Origin of the sequence: Sphaerospermopsis sp. FACHB-1094 (assembly GCF_014696195.1) — a bacterium.
Taxonomy (GTDB): Bacteria; Cyanobacteriota; Cyanobacteriia; order Cyanobacteriales; family Nostocaceae; genus Sphaerospermopsis; species Sphaerospermopsis kisseleviana.
Genome location: NZ_JACJPT010000103.1, coordinates 1 through 18,504, shown reverse-complemented (window position 1 = coordinate 18,504; position 18,504 = coordinate 1). Strand labels below are relative to the sequence as shown.

General features: G+C 37.0%; 18 protein-coding genes, 3 tRNA genes and 1 pseudogene. 11 read left to right on the top strand and 11 right to left on the bottom strand.

The window, feature by feature from the left end; genetic code table 11:
* Positions 1–338: 338 nt before the first annotated feature.
* The 3 genes from H6F47_RS22050 to H6F47_RS28645 all read right to left on the bottom strand — a co-directional run bounded on the left by H6F47_RS22050 (position 339) and on the right by H6F47_RS28645 (position 4,866).
* Complete coding sequence (locus H6F47_RS22050; protein ID WP_190650997.1) at positions 339–1,895, bottom strand: serine/threonine-protein kinase; 1,557 nt, start codon at positions 1,893–1,895, stop codon at positions 339–341.
* A 291-nt stretch (positions 1,896–2,186) separates the two neighbouring features.
* Positions 2,187–3,956, bottom strand: coding sequence for a serine/threonine-protein kinase (locus H6F47_RS22045; protein WP_190650994.1), 1,770 nt, complete (start codon positions 3,954–3,956; stop codon positions 2,187–2,189).
* A gap of 562 nt (positions 3,957–4,518) precedes the next feature.
* Complete coding sequence (locus tag H6F47_RS28645) at positions 4,519–4,866, bottom strand: hypothetical protein (protein ID WP_190650992.1); 348 nt, start codon at positions 4,864–4,866, stop codon at positions 4,519–4,521.
* Positions 4,867–5,906: 1,040 nt separating this feature from the next.
* On the opposite strand from H6F47_RS28645, the gene H6F47_RS22035 reads away from it, so the two are divergent.
* From H6F47_RS22035 to H6F47_RS22020, 4 genes are all read left to right on the top strand, one after another.
* Entirely contained in the window at positions 5,907–7,004 is a 1,098-nt protein-coding gene (locus H6F47_RS22035) for a tocopherol cyclase family protein (RefSeq protein WP_190650989.1), read from the top strand.
* Between the two features lie 34 nt (positions 7,005–7,038).
* Positions 7,039–7,112, top strand: a tRNA-Arg gene (locus H6F47_RS22030).
* 580 nt (positions 7,113–7,692) lie between these two features.
* Complete coding sequence (locus H6F47_RS22025) at positions 7,693–8,232, top strand: YdcF family protein (RefSeq protein WP_137669308.1); 540 nt, start codon at positions 7,693–7,695, stop codon at positions 8,230–8,232.
* Positions 8,233–8,290: 58 nt separating this feature from the next.
* The gene (locus H6F47_RS22020; protein ID WP_190650987.1) at positions 8,291–8,632 is read left to right on the top strand and encodes a hypothetical protein; all 342 of its coding nucleotides are present in this window, start codon (positions 8,291–8,293) and stop codon (positions 8,630–8,632) included.
* Between the two features lie 132 nt (positions 8,633–8,764).
* Here H6F47_RS22020 and H6F47_RS22015 read toward each other — a convergent pair whose 3' ends face one another.
* Positions 8,765–8,914 carry a hypothetical protein gene (locus H6F47_RS22015; RefSeq protein WP_190650984.1) on the bottom strand — a complete coding sequence of 50 codons (150 nt, stop codon included), beginning with the start codon at positions 8,912–8,914 and terminating at the stop codon, positions 8,765–8,767.
* Here H6F47_RS22015 and msrB point away from each other — a divergent pair.
* Positions 8,900–9,394, top strand: a complete 495-nt coding sequence (gene msrB / locus H6F47_RS22010) for a peptide-methionine (R)-S-oxide reductase MsrB (RefSeq protein ID WP_137669593.1) — start codon at positions 8,900–8,902, stop codon at positions 9,392–9,394. The two genes, H6F47_RS22015 and msrB, sit on opposite strands and share 15 nt — an antisense overlap.
* 23 nt (positions 9,395–9,417) lie before the next feature.
* Here msrB and H6F47_RS22005 read toward each other — a convergent pair whose 3' ends face one another.
* The 7 genes and pseudogenes from H6F47_RS22005 to H6F47_RS21975 all read right to left on the bottom strand — a co-directional run bounded on the left by H6F47_RS22005 (position 9,418) and on the right by H6F47_RS21975 (position 12,666).
* Positions 9,418–9,636 (bottom strand): hypothetical protein, encoded by a 219-nt coding sequence (locus H6F47_RS22005; protein ID WP_190650982.1) that lies wholly within the window; start codon positions 9,634–9,636, stop codon positions 9,418–9,420.
* Between the two features lie 262 nt (positions 9,637–9,898).
* Complete coding sequence (locus tag H6F47_RS22000; protein ID WP_096572119.1) at positions 9,899–10,270, bottom strand: hypothetical protein; 372 nt, start codon at positions 10,268–10,270, stop codon at positions 9,899–9,901.
* A 46-nt stretch (positions 10,271–10,316) separates the two neighbouring features.
* Positions 10,317–10,784: pseudogene (locus H6F47_RS21995) on the bottom strand (LLM class flavin-dependent oxidoreductase); the annotation flags it as partial.
* A 7-nt stretch (positions 10,785–10,791) separates the two neighbouring features.
* Positions 10,792–11,127 (bottom strand): hypothetical protein, encoded by a 336-nt coding sequence (locus tag H6F47_RS21990; protein WP_137668371.1) that lies wholly within the window; start codon positions 11,125–11,127, stop codon positions 10,792–10,794.
* A gap of 342 nt (positions 11,128–11,469) precedes the next feature.
* Entirely contained in the window at positions 11,470–11,781 is a 312-nt protein-coding gene (locus tag H6F47_RS21985; RefSeq protein ID WP_096572117.1) for a hypothetical protein, read from the bottom strand.
* Between the two features lie 2 nt (positions 11,782–11,783).
* Positions 11,784–12,047 carry a hypothetical protein gene (locus H6F47_RS21980; RefSeq protein ID WP_190650980.1) on the bottom strand — a complete coding sequence of 88 codons (264 nt, stop codon included), beginning with the start codon at positions 12,045–12,047 and terminating at the stop codon, positions 11,784–11,786.
* 190 nt (positions 12,048–12,237) lie between these two features.
* Positions 12,238–12,666, bottom strand: coding sequence for a hypothetical protein (locus H6F47_RS21975; protein ID WP_096572115.1), 429 nt, complete (start codon positions 12,664–12,666; stop codon positions 12,238–12,240).
* An 899-nt stretch (positions 12,667–13,565) separates the two neighbouring features.
* Between H6F47_RS21975 and cysK the strand changes: the two genes are divergently transcribed.
* The 6 genes from cysK (at position 13,566) to H6F47_RS21945 (ending at position 18,163) form a co-directional block, all read left to right on the top strand.
* Entirely contained in the window at positions 13,566–14,507 is a 942-nt protein-coding gene (gene cysK / locus H6F47_RS21970) for a cysteine synthase A (RefSeq protein WP_190650977.1), read from the top strand.
* A gap of 491 nt (positions 14,508–14,998) precedes the next feature.
* Positions 14,999–15,406 (top strand): ChuX/HutX family heme-like substrate-binding protein, encoded by a 408-nt coding sequence (locus tag H6F47_RS21965; protein WP_096572113.1) that lies wholly within the window; start codon positions 14,999–15,001, stop codon positions 15,404–15,406.
* A 149-nt stretch (positions 15,407–15,555) separates the two neighbouring features.
* Positions 15,556–16,362, top strand: a complete 807-nt coding sequence (locus H6F47_RS21960; protein ID WP_190650999.1) for a DUF6816 family protein — start codon at positions 15,556–15,558, stop codon at positions 16,360–16,362.
* Positions 16,363–16,553: 191 nt separating this feature from the next.
* Positions 16,554–16,636 (top strand) — tRNA-Tyr (locus H6F47_RS21955).
* 102 nt (positions 16,637–16,738) lie between these two features.
* A tRNA-Thr gene (locus tag H6F47_RS21950) sits at positions 16,739–16,810 on the top strand.
* A 333-nt stretch (positions 16,811–17,143) separates the two neighbouring features.
* Entirely contained in the window at positions 17,144–18,163 is a 1,020-nt protein-coding gene (locus H6F47_RS21945) for an ABC transporter ATP-binding protein (protein ID WP_096572112.1), read from the top strand.
* The last annotated feature ends 341 nt before the right edge of the window (positions 18,164–18,504 follow it).

The window sequence follows — 18,504 nt, the reverse complement described above, 5'->3', positions numbered from 1 at the left end:
ACTTTTTCCGGTATACCCTTCAAAACCCTTGCACTAATTTCTGTGTTTATCAGCCTCTAACCTTTGATATATCAAGGTTTTAGGTTTATTCAGCAAACCCTACATACAACAGTTTTCGGTGCTATGAAGTACAGATGTTAGTGATAAAACCATTGTGGCACAGGCATACTTCGACAAGCTCAGTACAAGTCTTGCCTGTTCATAGTGTACCTCATGACACTGGTAAGTGCGGTATGTATAAGAATAATATTTGATTTTTGAACAGAACTCCGTACATACCGAAAGCGTTATTTCTTGTTCCCTATCTCCACGAAAAATTCATGAATCAAATCAGATTACTATAAAGTAACATGAGGCTGGAAACGAAAAGATCTAATCATTGTTTGTTCTATATCTTTGAGAAAGGAATCATAATGTTTTTCTTCTGCTCGATAGGTGAGAATATAAACTTTTGAATTGCTGATAGTCCAAACTTCCATAACTTTAAATCTGAGGTTACTATTAATTGGATCTTGTCCTGTATAAACTATTTGATATCCCTCCCGATTATCTAGGTTTTTTGATTGTTCTTGGAGAATTTGTACAGCTATAACCGATTTTTTAATTTCCTGAATAGCAGCCTGATTATAATCAGATAGATTTTGAGGTTGTTGTAAATCTAGTACACGGATAAATAACCCTACATCTAGATTTGAACTGGAACTATTAGGAAATATTTTGGCAATAATTCCTCCGGTTAATGGAGTATATTGTTGTTTTTCAGTTTGCCAATTTTGAGGATATTTGATTTCAATTCCAAATTCTTCATCTTTAAATGATTGAACAGTAGTTATTTGACTATCTTCTCCTAAACTTTTGATAACTCGATCAGCTAAAAACCCAGTAGGAAACAAAATAATTCCTGCTATCAATAAAACTTTAATAACTTTAATAAATTGACGTTGGGGAGAATCGATAACTTCCGTCTGTTCACCACCACCAGGGTTGATTTTTGGACTTGTAGAAAGTTCATCAAGTTTATTCAGAGCTTCTATGACTTCCCTTGCTGACTGGTATCTATAATAAGGTTCTTCTTGGAGCATACGCTCTAATATCTTACCCAGATGTTCACTAATATGGGGATATTTTCGCCAATTCCAAAGCTGATTAACACGGGAATCTCTGTGAGATTCACCTGTTAATAATTGCACACAAGCAGCAGCTAAAGCATATAAATCACTGGAAGCATTAACTGGTTTACTGTCTATTTGTTCTGGAGGAGCATAAGATTTACTGAGAAAGACAATAGATTTTTCTGTAGTGTCAATATCACCTTTAATTACTTGTTTTACTGCTCCAAAATCTATTAAATAAAACTTGTTCTCTGCTTCTGTAGAACGCATAATATTCTTGGGTTTAATATCCCGATGAATAACATTGTGTTTATGAATAAATTCTAAAACTGGTAAAATATTTTTTAATAAGTCCAAAACTTTTGTTTCTGAAAAAAGTCCTTGTTTTTTTAGTTCTTTACTGAGATCCTCTCCTTCAATATATTGTTGAACTAGAAAATTAAACTCTTGTGAAGTATGGAGTTGGGGGTCAGTTACAGTTAGGGAAAAATAATCATATAAGCAAGGAATGTTACCACTTTGGTCTCCTAATCTTTGCAAAGTCCTAGCCTCTTTTTCAAAGGCTTTTTTGATCCCTGCAATGATTTCAGGAGGATGATCAATATCCATTCGTAATTGCTTAACAACACAATAGCGTTTCTCTACTGCCGGATTCAAATCCTCAGCGAGAAAAGTATCTCCAAAACCCCCTTGTCCTATAGGTTTGATAATTTGGTATGTTCCTTTTTTTCCCTGTAAAATTTCTCCCTTTAAAATCCGCAGTGGTTCTTGATTCTCTGTCATTTTCTTACCCCTGGTTTACCGCATTCTTGATCTAACACCTCAAGGATTATAATACCAGTAATTGTGAACTCTTATTTAAATCACAAAAGTCAGTACAAGTAGGTCGGGTTAAGGGACAGCGCAACCTGACGTTTATGTTAGGTTTTTTACTCATACCAACCCACAAATTTACTACAGGTATACTACACCAACTGCCTAACAGGTAATGAAATCCCCAAAGCCTAATAAATCGGTTATTTACTTCTTGATAAGAAATACTTATAATCTTGTATAACGCTTATGGGTTATAGTCTAGAGAAGAGGAAAGAGTATCCGTAGTCCCTCCACATCCACGCGTGGCAGGTGTCCGTGTAGTGCATTTGTACTAAAGGTGTAACTATCGTAACTGAGCCAATCACCATTTTTTCTCCAACCAACGCGATCGCCTAACTTCGTAAAAGTATCGTAGTCAAATTCTCCATCTAACTTACCACCCAACTCCAGCCAAATTTGCTTTTGTACAGAAAAGCCAAACTTACCATTGCTATATTTTACCCATAATTGATCCATTTTCCGCAATTCCTGTCTGGGAAAATTTTTCAGATCTTCAATTCGTAACCATCCTTCCTGTTCTCGTTTAGTTAACTTTAGCATCAAGTTCCAAGTTTCTGAATCTGCATCTCGCCATTTTCCTGCTTTTAATAACGCTTCTAAATTTTGAAATATAACAGGTGTAGATTCCGTTGTAGCAGAATCAGCAGGTTCACCTTGAGGTGTTGTAGCAGAATCAGCAGGTTCACCTTGAGGTGTTGCAGCGGAATCAACAGGTTCTTGAGGTGTAGATTGCGTTGTAGGAGTAGGATTATCATGTAAATCCGGTAATTTTTCCGTGGCTATTTCCTGAACTCTATTTGTCGTTTGTTTTCCTCCTGAATTTATGATAATTGGATAAGCTAAAAACACAGTAGAAGACAAAATAATTCCACCGATAATAATAATAAAAAATTTAGGGAATGGATTAGGATCGAATTGATGAGGATTGATAACTTTTGTATCATCTTTAGAATTGATTTTTTTACCTTTAGAATGCTTATCAGCAGGTTCTATGACTTCAGTTACTATCCGAGGATTGATAACTCCTTTCGTATCATCACTAGGATCGATTTCTGTATCTGTAGAAGACTCATCAGGTTTATTCAGAGGCTTGATTTTATCCAAAGCTTCTATGACTTCCGTTGCTGACTGGTATCTATAATAAGGGTCTTCTTGGAGCATCTTACGCAATATCTTACCTAAAGGTTCACTAATATGTGGATATTGTTCCCAATTCCAAAGCTGATGAACACGGGAATCTCTGTGAGATTCACCTGTTAATAATTGCACACAAGTAGCAGCCAAAGCATATAAATCACTGGAAGCATTAACTTGTTTACGGGATCTTTGTTCTGGAGGAGCATAATTATCATCTCCAAAGACAATAGATGTTTCTTTAGTGTCAATATCACCTTGAATTACTTGTTTTACTGCTCCAAAATCTATTAAATAAAATTTGTTCTCTTCTTCTGTAGAACGGATAATATTCTTGGGTTTAATATCCCGATGAATAACTTTCTTATTATGGATAAATTTTAAAACTGGTAAAATATTTTTTAATAAATCCAAAACTTTTGTTTCTGAGAAAAGTCCTTGTTGTTTTAGTTCTTCACCAAGATCCTTTCCTTCAATATATTGTTGAACCAGAAAATTAAACTCTTGTGGAATATGCAGTAGAGGGTCAGTTACAGTTATGGAAAAATAATCATACAAGGAAGGAATGTTACCTCCCCCTAATCTTTGCAAAGCCTTAGCCTCCTTTTCAAAGGCTTCTTTGATCCCTGCAACAGTTTTAGGATCATCATAAAGATCCATTCGTAATTGCTTAACAACACAATAGAGTTTTTCTACTGGCGGATTCAAATCCTCAGCGAGAAAAGTATATCCAAAACCCCCTTTTCCTATACGTTCGATAATTTTGTATCTTCCTCTTTTTCCCTGTAAAATTTTTCCCTGTAAAATCGGCAGTGGTTCTTGATTCTCCGTCATTTTCTTACCCCTGGTTTACCGCATTCTTGATCTAACATCTCAAGTATTATAATACCAGTAATTGTGAACTCTTATTTAAGTCACAAAAGTCAGTACAAGTAGGTCGGGTTCAGCAACAGCGTAACCCGACGATGTTGGGTTTCATACTTCAACCCAACCTACAAACTAAACCCCCGCTAACAGGTAATGAAATCCCCAAAGTCTAATAAATCGGTTGTTTATTTTTTGATAAGAAATAGACATCTCTGTAAAAAATGTAGAGACGTTGCATACAACGCAATACTGTTCGGTTAACGAAATTTTCTACTTAAACAATCTATTAGACATCTCCGGTAATGAAATGTGCATAACCTGAAACCCATTCGTAGGGACAGTTCATGAATTGTCCCTACATCTTTTTCTGAGAAGTCTATTGTATAAAAACAACAAATCCTTGAAGCTTATGGGATATCTAGATGTCTGATTTTTCCGTTAAATTATGGACTAGATAGTGCCGACACTGCTAGGGTGAAACAGGAAGAAAAAGCCAACTGAAGAAAAAGCCAACTTTTGTTAGCATTAGTTAGCTTTTTTGTATCGGTTTGTTTACTTCTTCCATAGGAGTTAACATTGTGACAGCAACAGGAGTTGATGAAATGGTTGATGAAATGGTTGATGAAATGGTTGATGAAATTGGAGTTGATGGAGTTGGAGTTGATGGAGTTGATGCTTCTAAATGCGATGGTTCTGGTAATATTTCTGCTTGTACATCACTGAAATAAGAACCGACTATTTTATCGTAATTGGAAACAACCGCTAAGAATGCTCCGCCTAAAATATAGATAGGTAATGGTAAAGATAAGTCTTTTACCCAGTCAAAAAATTCTGCCAAAGCAAATAATACAAAGAAACAGGCAAGCCAAACCCTCATTTTTTCTTCCCCTGCACAGAAACAACTATATTTAACTATATTTTTAGATTAAACAGCTTGCATGATACTCGATGTTTGCCACAATCACAAATATACAGGACTTACGCAAAAGGGAACGAAAGTAGGGGTAATACCCTTCGGGAAGCAAGCTACATGAATTACCCCTACGCAAGAATAAGGTTTTCAGTCACATCTTGCGTCAGTCCTAATATAATCAGGCAGGGCGAAGCTTATGGGATATCTAGATGTCTGATTTTTCCGTCAAATTATCACCCAAATGCTTCGCCCCTACAACATATTACAAATTAATAGATATATTACAAATTAATAGATTCTATTGTTCATTGTTAATTGTCAATTATTGAAAGCTACCCAAACCATAAACCACCGTAAGTTGCGACAGAGAGACATCAGCAAATTACAGTGGTTTGTTTGTAACTAAATAATTCAAAAAAATGGGAAAATCCGAATTTACTACATCAACTAAGGTGGACCCGATTCGCAATCTACCAATCAGAATTGTGCATCCTTCATTCTAACTAGGCAGGCATTTCTGGCTATGCGTTTCAAAACCTCCAATTACAACTCGATGAAATCAAGGCTAAAACACTTGGAAGCCACAACCTAACCGTGATTGCGATGACATTAGAGCAGGAGGTACAGGCTCTAATTCAGTTGTTTTTGTTTGAACTTTTAACCTTTCTGTACCATGAAAATAATCTAGCATGAATTTTTGAATGTGTGTGATATATTTACTAAAGTTGATTTTCTGTAATATCTCGCAATAATTGTGAAATATTGCTTAAAATTTAGGGACTAGGGAACAGGAAACAAGGAACTTTGAAAAAGCGAATTTTTTATTTTTCCCCTTGCAAGGGAAGGTTTTAAACCGTATGGCTAACGCCACGCTACGCTATCGGCTGACGCTCACGGCGGAAGCCTTGAATGAAAAAATTGTCAATTTTCAATTGTCAATTTTCAATTGATCAAGGTTTGCCCAACTTCGCAAAAATCAAATAGGATTTCTGTATACTGTATTCATGCTGATTATTCCCAAAAACTTCCTCAACTCAACCCAAACACCTCACAGCGGCTACCACTGGGACGGTACAAGTCGCCGTTTTTTTGAAGGTTGGTATTATCGCGTTACATTACCGGAAATTGGGCAAACCTTCGCTTTTATGTATTCCATGGAAGATCCTATTGGTGGGAAACCTGATAGCGGTGGTGCTGCTCAAGTCCTGGGTCCAGATGATGAATATTTGTGTCGCACATTTCCCGATGTCAACAAATTCTGGGCGAGTCGAGATGTGTTAGCTTTAGGACATTGGGGAAAAACAAACTTAAAAGTTTCTCCTCGCTATCTCCTACCCCGTGACTTTACACACCATATTCAAGAAGGTTATCAAGCTACAGCTACTTTAAATCAAGGCATAATCACCGATCCTGCTACGGGTAATTACTGTCGTTGGCAGTATGAAATCAAACCTGTTTACGGATGGGGTAATCAAAATAGTATCCAGCAATCAACCGCTGGCTGGTTGTCTTTTTCACAGATTTTTGAACCAGGTTGGCAAATTTTAATGGCTCACGGTTTAGCCACCGGTTGGATAGATTGGAATGGTAAAATTTACGAATTTACCAACGCCCCAGCCTACGGGGAAAAAAATTGGGGTGGTGCGTTTCCTCAAAAATGGTTTTGGCTTAATTGTAATTGTTTTGACAACGAACCCGATTTAGCTTTAACTGCTGGTGGTGGCAGACGTGGTGTATTATGGTGGATGGAATCAGTAGCCATGATTGGTATCCATTATCAAGGGCAGTTTTATGAATTTGTTCCCTGGAACTCACAAGTAAGCTGGCAAATTCAGCCTTGGGGTAAATGGCAAATGCAAGCTAGAAATTCTCATTATGAGGTGGAATTAACAGGAACTACTGATTTACCAGGTACACCCCTACGCGCACCCACCAGCAATGGTTTAGCGATTTGTTGCCGGGATACGATGCAAGGTAAGCTAGACTTAACACTGCGAAAATTCAGTAGTTGTAAAACTCAAATCACTTTCAAAGCACAGAGTAATCTTTGTGGTTTAGAAATAGGTGGTGGTAGTTGGGAGAATAGTTGGCACTCTGACTAAATCTACTGCTATCATTGTAGATGTTTGTTCATTTGGGGCTGTAGCTCAGTTGGATAGAGCGGTCGCCTCCTAAGCGACAGGCCGTGCGTTCAAGTCGCACCAGTCCCGTATATTTACATTAAACTACAAAGTTGAACAATTAATGGGTCTTAACCCCTATTATAAATTGTCTAATATAAGTTAGGATAGTGCATTGAAGAGAGCGACTCTATTTATATCGTGGATACATACTTTTATACATAAGCATCTACCAAAGCATCTAAGCTGTTGTGCCTTTAACTTGAATAATTAATACAAGCAAGATGCTTGTGCTACTGTAACTTCAGGTTTTTTAATTATACAGTTTAGCTGCACATCAGCTTACCAAGTTCTGATTTGGGTTTATTTTGCCCAAATTCCCTAATCTACAGCAGTTTTCATGTCTTTAGACCACTGTAAGGGCGAAGCATTCGGATGATAGTCTTAGGTAAAAACCGATAATTAATTGTCCGAATGCTGATGCTTCCAGCACGCTTCGCGAACGCCCCTACATTGTTGACGCGAAACCTAAATCAAAATGTGGTTTATTTACCTGAAAATAGCTGTAAATATTTTTGAGATAAAATTTTTTAGATAAAATTTTGATGTTCGCAAACACACTTACACAGCCTTGAAAAAGCTATTGTTTAAAGGTAAATCTTTGCGGTTTATGTCTTTTATCCTACCCCTGTTTATATGGTGGGGATACAAAGAAATACAAAATCAGTTTGTACATCCACAAGCAGTCTTAGTTTTGGGCGGTTCTACTAAACGTTTAGAAAGGGAGAAGTTTACCGCTGAATTTGCAAAAAAGCATCCCAATATACCAATATGGATTACTGGTGGTAGTCCACCTAGCTATACGAAAGAAATCTTTGTTAAAGCTGGAATTAATCCTAAGCGTTTATATTTAGATTATGAGGCTGTTGATACAGTTACTAATTTTACTACGTTGGTAGATGATTTGCAAGCAAGGGGTATCAAAAGCGTTTATTTAATTACTTCTGATTTTCATATGCGCCGTGCTTGTGTAATTGGTGAGATTGTTTTGGGTAGTCGAGGTATTGAATTTAAAGCGGTATCTGTTCCCTCAAAAACCGCACCAGAACCTATCGAAAAAGCTATCCGCGATGGAGTTAGAGCTATACTATGGCTAGTAACTGGTTATACAGGAGCAGAGCAAGCTCAAACTAAACGTAACCTTTATTAATGAGGGCGTTCGCGAAGCGTGCTGGAAGCATCAGCATTCGGGCGATCAATTCTCAATTTTGATCACAGGTTATTTTCCTGTAAGGGCGAAGCATTCGGGCGATCAATTCTCAATTTTGATCACAGGTTATTTTCCTGTAAGGGCGAAGCATTCGGGCGATCAATTCTCAATTTTGATCACAGGTTATTTTCCTGTAAGGGCGAAGCATTCGGGCGATCAATTCTCAATTTTGATCACAGGTTATTTTCCTGTAAGGGCGAAGCATTCGGGCGATCAATTCTCAATTTTGATCACAGGTTATTTTCCTGTAAGGGCGAAGCATTCGGGCGATACATTCTTAATTTTGATCACAGGTTATTTTCCGAATGCTTCGCCCCTACTTCGCCCCTACGACTCCTGACTCCTATTCCCATGACTTACGTCACGCTGCGCGAACATGAAAAGACTTTCTCGGCAACCCCTAACTCCAATCTAAAATCTAAAATCTAAAATCTAAAATCTAAAATCTAAAATCTAAAATTTTCTTCCCCAGTCACCAGTCACCAGTCCCCAGTCCCCAGTCACCAGTCCCCAGTCCCCAGTCCCCAGTCCCCAGTCCCCAGTCCCCAGTCCCCAGTCCCCAGTCCCCAGTTTCCTGTTCCCTTCTGACTATGCCAATAATATATCTATGGACAAACGCCATTTTTTACAAATTAGTGCCGTCTTAGTCGGTACAGCCTTTTTTTCACGGTATATAACTGGGAGTTCACAACCTATGGCATCTGCGGATACAAAATTTGAAGTCACCAAAGCTGAAGAGGAATGGAAGTCTATTTTAACGCCGGAACAGTTTCAGGTGTTGCGAAAACATGGTACAGAACGACCTCATACCAGTCCTTTAGACAAAAATTATGAACCTGGTACTTATGTTTGTGCTGGGTGTGGACAGCCTTTGTTTATTTCAGACACTAAGTATAACAGTGGTACTGGTTGGCCTAGCTTTTTTAAACCTATTGATGGGGCGATCGCTACTACTGTAGATCGTTCTTTTTTCATGACCAGAACTGAAGTTCATTGTAGCCGTTGTGGTGGACATTTAGGCCATGTATTTAACGATGGACCCAAACCCACTGGTTTACGTTACTGTATGAACGGTGTTTCATTGAAGTTTGAACCAGCTTAAATTCAGTTATCAGTTATCAGTTATCAGTTGAGGAAGTTCAACATCAGAAAATATCTCAACATTTCCTGATTTCTTCTGGTGGTGCGGGCATCTTGCCCGCTAATCATAAATAGGGGTTGCTGAGAAAGTCTTTCCGTGAGGGCATAGGAGTCAGGAGTCAGTAGGGGCAAACCCCCCGTGGTTGCCCCAGGAGTCAGTAGGGGCAAACCCCCCGTGGTTGCCCCAGGAGTCAGTAGGGGCAAACCCCCCGTGGTTGCCCTCTTGTGTCAGGAGGAGATTTGAAAATTTCTTTGCCATCTCTTGAAATCCCAAAAAATGCACACTTTTTCCGGTATACCCTTCAAAACCCTTGCACTAATTTCTGTGTTTATCAGCCTCTAACCTTTGATATATCAAGGTTTTAGGTTTATTCAGCAAACCCTACCCTGGCTAATCATAAATAAAGGACAGGCAGGATGCCTATCCCACAAGATAGGATAATTTATCCCATTACCCATTACCAAACTATAACCAATCTCGATAAGCAGAGATTTCATTTACGCCAATTTCAAAGGGCATTCCTTTACCAAAAGGCGGATAAACTCTAACTTTTGCTTCTTTGGTAAATGGTTCTAAACTTTTACCAAATTGGGGAATATTGCTGACTATATGCCAGTAAGATACTATATCAGGAGCGTCAATAATTAATAACAGAGCATTACCGTTTTTGGTGATATACCAATGACAGTTAGATAGCAAGACTTGGGTAATGCGATCGCAAGCGTAATAAAAGCATCTGCCAATAGACTGCTCTAATTCCATTTGTAACATTCCGTCCTGTTTTGTCACCTCTACGGGAGGTAAATCATCAGGAGGAAGTAACGGCAGTTTAGACATAATTTCGCACCTCTTGATTGTAACGCTGCAAACTCTCAAAATTTTTTTACAGAAATAAAGATGAGGGTTTGAGTGCTATTGTGCTGAGATTTTATTCGTCCTGGAATTTCTTGATTTTGTCGCGGCAGGTTTGAATATCCCCAATTATCCAATTTTCCAGCAAATAATCTATTTCATAACAGATATTTGTTTGATAATAGGATTGTTGGGGATGGGGACTATTCTGCATTACTTGAGTCGAGTTAGCTATGGTTTTCTGGCTAAATTTATGGATGAAAGGTAAGGCTTTATTTACTGCTTCATCATCAGTTTTAGTCACAAAAAAGAACCGCGCTAACAGAAATTGATCTGCACCACTGTTATTGATTTGTCGATATATGTTGACAGTGTTTCTCAATCTCAAAAGAGAAAAAGTTGGACTCCCCATTAAACCAAAAGAATTGTCAGCAGCATATCTAATTACATCATCATCAACACTGGCGATATTCCAGAAAAGTCCTATTTTCATGATTGGCTATATTCTAGACCGCCACTAAATGCAAATCCAACCATAAACGCGGTTCCGACTGTCTTAATTTAGATAGTGGATCGCGGAGCAATCTTTTAGCATTTATGCAAACTACCTGAATAAGTCCCATATTTTCTGCTACTTCCCTCAATATTTCTTTTTGTGATTGTACTAATGGCATGATGTCATCAGAACAATAAATTCCTATATATTGAAAGCGTCTAGCAGGTCGTCCCCAAAAAGAGGTTATAACTTTCACATGACAATTTTCCAATATTTCCCCAAGGTCAGGGTAATAATGGTCTAAGATTCGTGTGAATTCTTGAGCTAGGATATCTTCAGCAATCATTTGACTGATATTTCTGATTGATATTTCTGTAGCGTCTATCACTACTATTTAGTATAACATAATCTTGTTATTTAAACATGACAATTTAGCAGGTTTTTCTAAATAAAATATTAATTTCTAGTAGTCAGGAGTCAGGGAGAAATTATTTGTATTTTCCCAGTCACCAGTCACCAATCACCAGTCACCAGTCACCAATCACAAAAAGAGGTGAACTTTAAAAAAGCATCACCTCTAATATAATGACCATTTATAATTAATTCAAAATTATTGAACTGTATAGCACAAATAAATTTTGAACTAAGTCCTGTATTTATCAAACATTCTGACTCCTGAATTCTTACCTTATCGGGAATTGCGTTCAGCGACTAAAACATCAGCGAGAATATTTGGTAGATTTTTCAAATCCATATATCCTTCAGAACCAGAGATAGGAGACATAAATGTATAATTTGGGTCACAGGCTCCTGTATCATAAACTTGGATAAACCATTTATCAGGAAAACCTTCCACACCCAATTCTACAATGTACCAATATTCACCCATTAATTGCGAGTTAATGATAGTAAACCAATCTCTGTATTCTTCCGCAATGTTCCAGTCTGCTAACAGAAATTCTAAAGCTATTTTTCCTGCATCAGTTGAAGTCAATAGCATTATTACTCCTGAATTGCAACCTCATTGGAAACATCAGGATATAAACCTAATTGTTTCGCTAATTCTTTAGCTATAAAAAATAAAAATTGAGCGCCATCTTGATTACCTTCATGGGCAAACATAGTCGCAACTTGTAGCATTGTATGTATCAAACCAGAATCAACTAATTCGGGTTGAGCTTCCAATACTTCTGGTTCTTGTCCATTAGGACATCTGAGTAATTCATCAATCAAATTAAAATACTGAGTTTGGCGTTCTTCTGACATGGTAATTTACTTTATGGTGAACAAGAAACTTGAAAATTATTGCTTTATTTTCAGGATTCAGGATACAGTATTGACAATTAATTAGAGTTTTCGAGTCATGATTCATAATTTATGAAAAACTTGCTTGAAGTATATCCCTCATAAAAACAATATTCTGACTCCTGACTCCTGACTCCTGACTTCTTACGATTTATTGTTCAATACTTTGTTGCCAAAGTCTTTCTAACATTTCTACTTGCGCTTTGAAAACAGCAGCACGATAAACAAGATATCTATCGTAAGCAATGATTCCCAAACCAATACAAATAGGTGTAGCTAAAACCAACCATTGCAAAATTGTGACGATTTTATATTGTTCAACAATCATTTGCAGTTGGAGAAAAAAATTATTTGCAGGTATTTTTTTTTGAGTTAGAGATTCCAGAGTATTTACACTCTGATTTGAGAAAGAAAAAGAAGCATAACCTTGATTAATTTTCGTGAATTCACAAGATAAATTCTGTGTCTTAACTAACTCTAGATGTCGTCCCCAAATTAAATTAAAAACTATTATTCCCGGAGAAAGTACAGCTAAAGTAACCAAACCAACTGTCAGCACATTGAAAATTTTTAATTTCATGTTTGCTCTACCTCGCTAGGTTACAATTACCCAGTAATAAAATCTAATTAAAGGTAATTTATGGGTTATTGCTGCACCTTCTGATTGCCATTTCTCAAACAATAGCGAATCTCATAAATGTTGATCAAGCAATTGAAATTAAAAATTCATAAAAAATCCCAATCCACTCCTAAAATATGCTAGATTTAGTAATCAATAATACTGACAGAATTTAACCGCTTGTGAATAGAGATTACCATTTAATTATGGTTAAGAAGTCCCCCCTAGTTCACCAGACTTGCGTCTAGGAATTTCGGGGGGTAGAGGGGAATCTCTGCGTAAATCCTATAAATGTTTATATCAGTTGCCTCCCTAGCACACAGTTTACCCCACCAGAATTGAAATTATTAAAATCATTAAAGTTGTACTCAAAGGCTGTAAGTCTTATCTAGTAAGAATTATAAAAATTTTTGAGGGTAGAGGTGCTAGTATTTGTAATGGGGGGTACTAGCATTTATCAGGTGGGGTGCGGGGATTTTTGTACTCAACTGTAAAGCTTTATGGGCAAATACTTGAGGATATTTAAAGATGATTTTTAATGATGAACTCTGTACTCAAATAACAGTATATCATGACAAATTGGAACTGAATTAAAAATAAACTAAAGAAATCAAAAAAGCAATTAAAATTTTGCCAATTAAAATTTTACCAATTAAAATTTTGGCAAAATATTTTTGGATTTTGATCAAGTCAGGAATTACAAGGAAATTATGTTGATAGATAAAATTCTTAAAATAAATGTTACTCAACTATCAAAAAAATATCTAAAAACCGAGTATGATGAATAAAGAGATAGAATGATTATTGATAATTTTAGGATAATTTTAGGATAATCTGAGGATAATTTTAGGGGTTAATAAATGCGAATTGCTAAAAACGTAACAGAACTTATTGGTAGAACGCCGTTAGTACAACTCAACAAAATTCCTCAGTCTGAGGGAGTATTAGCCAGAATAGTTGTTAAACTAGAAGGTATGAATCCAGCAGCATCTGTTAAGGATAGAATTGCTTTAAGTATGGTAATTTCAGCAGAAGCTGAGGGCTTAATTACACCAGGACAAACTATTTTAGTAGAACCAACTTCAGGAAATACAGGCATTGGTTTAGCAATGGTAGCAGCCGCCCGTGGTTACAAATTAATATTAACCATGCCAGAAACCATGAGCCAAGAAAGACGCGCCATGTTGCGTGCTTATGGTGCTAATTTAGAATTAACACCTGGTACTGAAGGAATGCGGGGAGCAATTAATAAAGCAGAGGAAATAGTAGCAAATACTCCCAATGCTTTTATGTTGCAACAATTCCGCAACCCAGCTAACCCAAAAATTCACAGAGAAACCACTGCTGAAGAAATTTGGACTGATACAGATGGGGAAGTTGATATATTAATTGCTGGGGTAGGAACTGGGGGAACTATTACCGGAATAGCGGAAGTTATTAAACAAAGAAAACCGAATTTTCAAGTTATTGCTGTTGAACCTAGTAAAAGTCCTGTGCTTTCTGGTGGTAAATCTGGTTCTCATAAAATTCAAGGTATTGGTGCTGGTTTTATTCCCGATGTTTTGCGTCCAGAATTAATTGATGAAGTGGTTCAAGTTGATGATGAAGATGCAATGAAATATGGACGCAAATTAGCAACAGAAGAAGGGTTATTATCAGGTATATCTTCTGGTGCGGCTTTGTGTGCAGCAATTAAAATCGGTAAACGTCCAGAAAATGCAGGTAAATTAATAGTGATGATTCAGCCTTCTTTTGGGGAGCGTTATTTAAGTACAGCGATGTTTCAAGATTTGATGAGTTAAATATTCGTAAACATTCTGTAGGTTGGGTTGAGTTTTTTGTCTGAATCAGTGGGATTTCCAGGATTAAAGGATTCACAGGATTATGTAATTTAAATTGATACAGCAGAAATCAGGAGTCAGGAGTAAAACTCTGTTTCTGTCTAGGTTTCAAGTTATATTCTGTACCTGATTAATCTGCAATCTGCTGTAATTAATATAATAATTGATAAATATAGATTTCAGGTATTAATATTAATTACTGTCAGTTAGATAAATTCATTTTGCTGTTGAAGATGCTGCAAATAATTAATCATTCAATATTCACAACACTAATCTTTCCTCAGATATCTGATTTATCCTGCATCTTCGTGACTAAAATCTTATAAATTATGATAAAAACAAAAATCCTGCAAATCCTGATTCAGACAAAAATATCATATAAAATATCATATATAGTATAAAATACATCTATAATATAGATGACATCCTTTTTGGTAATTTACATTAGGCGTATGAATACAACATTGAAAGAATTTTTGGAAGCTTGCGAAAATTTAGGAACTTTGCGTTTAATAGTCACTAGCAGCGCCGCAGTATTAGAAGCTAGAGGAAAAATAGAAAAACTATTTTATGCAGAATTACCAAAAGGTAAATATGCGAATATGCACACCGAAGGATTTGAATTTCATTTGAATATGGATAAAATCACCAAGGTGAAATTTGAAACAGGTGAAGCTAAAAGAGGTAATTTTACAACCTACGCTATCCGGTTTTTAGATGAAAAAGAAGAACCTGCATTAAGCCTATTTTTACAATGGGGTAAACCCGGAGAATATGAAGCGGGACAGGTAGAAAATTGGTTGGCTTTACGGGAGAAATACGGTGAAGTTTGGCAACCTTTACCGCTAGAAAGTTTGTAATTTTTGCAACTGATTGATTCAATAAATCGTTTATCTGCATCAAAATTCATAAGTAGGGGTTTAGCAGTGCTAAACCCTTACAGGATTAACATCAGATTAATGTTGGAAATTTAATGTTTGAAATTTAAATTGATTTTTTTGAGTTGTTGATTATGTTCCTGAAAACCATTTTAAGTCTTTGTTTAATCATCCTCTTTTTATTTACCAATGCAGAAGCTAAAGCAGGTGAATTATCCGAAAAATTAGCCAACTTTACACAATGGGAAAAATTAACATCAGTCAAACCCGCAAAGGGAGATTTAGTTTACCCTGACTGGATAGCTGGAACTTGGAATGTCACCAGTACCTTGGTAGATTTAGCTGCACCTTTAGCACCAGATATTATCACACCAGGATTTGAAGCAAATCGCAGTCAATTAAATCAACCTGTGAATTTTGTAGTGAGATTTGTGAAAGTTAAACCACAAAATTCAGGTTTCAATCTTTTCTTTAAAACAAATAAACAATCACAAAATCAACAATCACCAATTTTAGTAGCTGATCGAGTATTTAACAGTTTGAACTTATCCAGAGCTTATTTAGGAGATGATGCTGTATTAGCAGTTAAATTAGATCCAGAATCTCCTAATCGTCAAATTACCTTTTTTCGTGGCGATCGCCAATTAGTTTCTGTAGTCACCGCACGCACAACCGAAAAAAATCCCGATGGTAAATTTATCAGCGCAGAAGTTTTTCAACAATATTTTAAAGGTGGTTCTCGTGCCTATTTTAATAATGTAGAATCTACCACAGCTTATCATTTAGTTTCCACATCTGACCCCAAATTATACCCAACAATAGAAGCAGATCAAGTGACTGCTGTGTACCTTTCACCCCAAGATCCAGATTATTTTACCGCAGGTTCTCGTCCGGTGGCGCTTTATCGTTATCGGTTGGAATTTTATCCCTTAAAATAGCCAAAAAATTGTCAATGCACCAAGAAGGCATTGATCACCGCTTACACTCCCTGCAAGAAACAGGTTAACTCAGGGGTTAATCATCTGAAACCGTTGTGATTTAAGCCTTTCCGGTTTTTTTGAAAAAAAGTTTTCCCAACCCCTTGCCAAACCTAAAAACTGCTGCTACTATAGGGAAAGTGGAACGAAGCGGGTCGGTGTCCGAGTGGTTAATGGAGACGGACTGTAAATCCGTTGGTTTGCGCCTACGCTGGTTCAAATCCAGCCCGGCCCACTACTTTGAGATGATATGGGTTACAATAGCTGAGTGTCGAGTTAAATTCTCAGCTTTGTAATTCATAAATCATCAAAAACCCGAAAAGTAAATTTCAATTTTGCCCGTGTGGCTCAGTGGTAGAGCACACCCTTGGTAAGGGTGAGGTCACGAGTTCAATCCTCGTCACGGGCTTGTTTTAAAACTATTAGTATATATTAATATATAAGGTTTTTAGGCTATTCCCTAAAGACTATCAAACATCTATAAAACATATTTTATCCCAAAATTGCCCCAAAAAATAAAGAAAAATGAACCCCTTAACTCTTGTGTCATGGTAAAATTCGGCTTTTTCTGCAAAATTCTGTTCATTCTGAAAATCTGGAAATCCTGATTGAGACACTGTACTGCTTTATACCAAAAAACAAGTTTCTCAAAATGAAACCCAGAACTCATCACACCTAACGCCTAACTCGTACAATAGAAAATAGATTGTTGCGAAATGTATAGTTAGGATTTATTGCTGTCATGGCCTCAGCAGTTTTAATCGAAAATCTAAAAAAAAGCTACGGTTCTGTAGTCGCTGTTAAGGATGTCTCCTTTGAGGTGAAACCAGGGGAAATATTCGGTTTACTTGGTCCCAACGGTGCAGGGAAAACCACTACTCTCCGCGCTTTGTGTACCCTCACCACCCCTGACTCTGGAAAAATCGAAGTTTCGGGAATCTCGGTGTTAGATAACCCTAAACTAGCACGTCAAAAGCTGGGTTATGTCGCTCAAGAGGTGGCTTTAGATAAGGTTTTAACCGGTCGAGAACTGCTACAACTGCAAGCAGCACTTTATCACCTCCCCAGTAAAGTTATCAAAGAACGCATTAACACTGTATTAGATTTACTCGGGTTACAGGAATACGCAGATAAGAAAACCGGCACTTATTCCGGTGGTTTACGCAAACGTCTAGACTTGGCCGCTGGTTTATTACATTCCCCAGATGTTTTAGTATTAGATGAACCAACGGTAGGACTTGATATAGAAAGCCGTTTTGTGGTGTGGGACTTTTTGCGAAAATTACGCGCTGGGGGGACTACGGTTGTCATCACCAGTCATTATTTAGAAGAAGTTGACGCTTTAGCTGATAGGGTAGCAATTATAGATCGGGGTTTGGTAATTGCCACTGGTACACCTTCCCAATTAAAAGATCAAGTAGGAGGCGATCGCATTACCTTACGCATCCGCGAATTTTCACCAAATGAAGAAGCAGACAAAGCAAAAAATCTGCTGTCATCTTTACCTTTTGTGCAAGAAATTATCATTAATTCCGCCCAAGGTAACTCCTTAAATTTGGTAGTTACTCCCCAAAATGACGCTTTAATTTCTATTCAACAAGCGTTAAATAATGCAGGTTTACCCATTTTTGGTATTGCCCAATCTCGTCCTAGTTTAGATGATGTTTATTTAGCAGCAACAGGTAAAACTTTAATGGATGCAGAATTAGCTGCTGTAGCAAATCGTGATCCGAAAGCTGAGAAAAAACAAAATATGAGATAGGATAATTGATAATTGATAATTGATAATTGATAATTGATAATTGTCAATTGTCAATTGTCAATTGATAATTGTCAATTAGACCTCTCCGAAAAAGAATGTAGAGACGTTCCATGGAACGTCTCTACAGTAGATTCTAGCCCGGAGATTATCAATTTGATGTTGCAGATTTCAAAGCCTGTTGAAAATCCTCTAAAGAATTAACCACCACTGCCAATTTCAACATTTCATCTAAAATAGATAGGGGTTGCTGAGAAAGTCTTTCCGTGAGGGCATAGGAGTCAGGAGTCAGGAGTCAGGAGTCAGGAGGAGATTTGAAAATTTCTTTGCCATCTCTTGAAATC